Raw genomic sequence first — 2,486 nt, forward strand, 5'->3', positions numbered from 1 at the left:
GATAGCCCCGTACATGAAAGGTATATTAAGATGATAAATGAGTAGGGCGGGACACGTGAAATCCTGTCTGAATATGGGGGGACCATCCTCCAAGGCTAAATACTCCTGAAAGACCGATAGTGAACAAGTACTGTGAAGGAAAGGTGAAAAGCACTTCGAATAGAAGGGTGAAATAGAACCTGAAACCGTACGCCTACAAGCGGTCGGAGCCCACAAGTTGGGTGACGGCGTGCCTTTTGCATAATGAGCCTACGAGTTAATTTTACTAGCGAGGTTAAGGACTTAAGGTCCGGAGCCGGAGCGAAAGCGAGTCTGAATAGGGCGCATAGTTAGTAGGATTAGACGCGAAACCTTGTGATCTACCCATGGGCAGGTTGAAGCTCTGGTAACACAGAGTGGAGGACCGAACCGGTTGACGTTGAAAAGTCTTCGGATGACCTGTGGGTAGGGGTGAAAGGCCAATCAAACTGGGAGATAGCTCGTACTCTCCGAAATGCATTTAGGTGCAGCGTCGCAAATGAGTTTATTAGAGGTAGAGCTACTGATTGGATGCGGGGGTTTCATCGCCTACCAATTCCTGACAAACTCCGAATGCTAATAAATGTTCTGCGGCAGTGAGGGCATGGGTGCTAAGGTCCATGTCCGAGAGGGAAAGAACCCAGACCAACAGCTAAGGTCCCCAAATATATGCTAAGTTGAAACAACGCGGTTGGACTGCATTGACAGCTAGGATGTTGGCTTGGAAGCAGCCATTCATTTAAAGAGTGCGTAACAGCTCACTAGTCGAGCGGTCCGGCATGGATAATAATCGGGCATAAGCATATTACCGAAGCTATGGATTTATAATTTATTATATCTGGTAGGAGAGCATTCTGTTTGCACCGAAGCAGTATCGTGAGATATTGTGGAGCGTACAGAAAAGAAAATGTAGGCATAAGTAACGATAAAGGGGGCGAGAAACCCCCTCACCGAAAGACTAAGGTTTCCTCAGCTATGCTAATCAGCTGAGGGTTAGTCGGGACCTAACGCGAACCCGAAAGGGGTAGTGGATGGACAATGGGTTAATACTCCCATACTTGCTCACACTAAAAAGGGGACGGAGTGCCGTACCTGCTGGAGACTGACGGAATAGTCAAGGCCTAGCCTTCGGGCGAAGCTGCTGCAGGGAAAGTGCTTCCAAGAAAAGCCGAAGTGAAGCAACCCGTACCAAAACCGACACAGGTGGTCGAGGAGAGAATCCTAAGGTGCTCGAGTGAGTCGTGGCTAAGGAACTAGGCAAAATAGTCTCGTAACTTCGGAAGAAGAGACGCCAGCAGCAATGCTGGCCGCAGTGAAGAGGCCCAGGCGACTGTTTATCAAAAACACAGGACTCTGCTAAATCGAAAGATGCTGTATAGGGTCTGACACCTGCCCGGTGCTGGAAGGTTAAGGAAGGGCGTTAGCAGCAATGCGAAGCGTTTGACTGAAGCCCCAGTAAACGGCGGCCGTAACTATAACGGTCCTAAGGTAGCGAAATTCCTTGTCGGGTAAGTTCCGACCTGCACGAATGGTGTAACGATCTGGGCACTGTCTCAGCCACGAGCTCGGTGAAATTGTAGTATCGGTGAAGATGCCGATTACCCGCAATGGGACGAAAAGACCCTGTGAACCTTTACTATAACTTCGTATTGACTTTGAGTAAGTAATGTGTAGGATAGGTGGGAGGCTATGAAGCGGGCACGCTAGTGTCTGTGGAGCCAACGTTGAAATACCACCCTTTACTTACTTGGAGCCTAACTTCTTTTAGAAGGACATTGCGTGGTGGGTAGTTTGACTGGGGTGGTCGCCTCCAAAAGAGTAACGGAGGCTTTCAAAGGTACCCTCAGCACGCTTGGTAACCGTGCGTAGAGTGTAATGGCATAAGGGTGCTTGACTGTGAGACCTACAAGTCGATCAGGTGCGAAAGCAGGACATAGTGATCCGGTGGTTCCGTATGGAAGGGCCATCGCTCATAGGATAAAAGGTACTCCGGGGATAACAGGCTAGTCTCCCCCAAGAGCTCACATCGACGGGGAGGTTCGGCACCTCGATGTCGGCTCGTCACATCCTGGGGCTGGAGAAGGTCCCAAGGGTTGGGCTGTTCGCCCATTAAAGTGGCACGCGAGCTGGGTTCAGAACGTCGTGAGACAGTTCGGTCTCTATCTATTGCGGGCGTTAGATGTTTGAGAGGGCTTGATTCTAGTACGAGAGGACCGAATTGAACAAACCTCTGGTGTATCAGTTGTACCGCCAGGTGCACCGCTGAGTAGCTACGTTTGGAAGAGATAAACACTGAAAGCATATAAGTGTGAAACTCGCCTCAAGATGAGACATCTTTTAAGGGTCGTGGGAGATGACCACGTTGATAGGCTACAGGTGTAAAGTTGGTAACAGCATAGCCGAGTAGTACTAATTACCCGTAGATTTATAGCCTATGGGTTACAATAAAACAAGTTCTTATAAGTGCA

General features: G+C 49.2%; 1 rRNA gene. It reads left to right on the plus strand.

Going from position 1 to position 2,486, the window contains the following annotated elements:
• Positions 1-2,452 (plus strand): 23S ribosomal RNA (locus H561_RS0120140); the annotation flags it as partial.
• Positions 2,453-2,486 lie beyond the last annotated feature (34 nt).

The organism is Chryseobacterium gregarium DSM 19109, assembly GCF_000430845.1.
Taxonomy (GTDB): Bacteria; Bacteroidota; Bacteroidia; order Flavobacteriales; family Weeksellaceae; genus Chryseobacterium; species Chryseobacterium gregarium.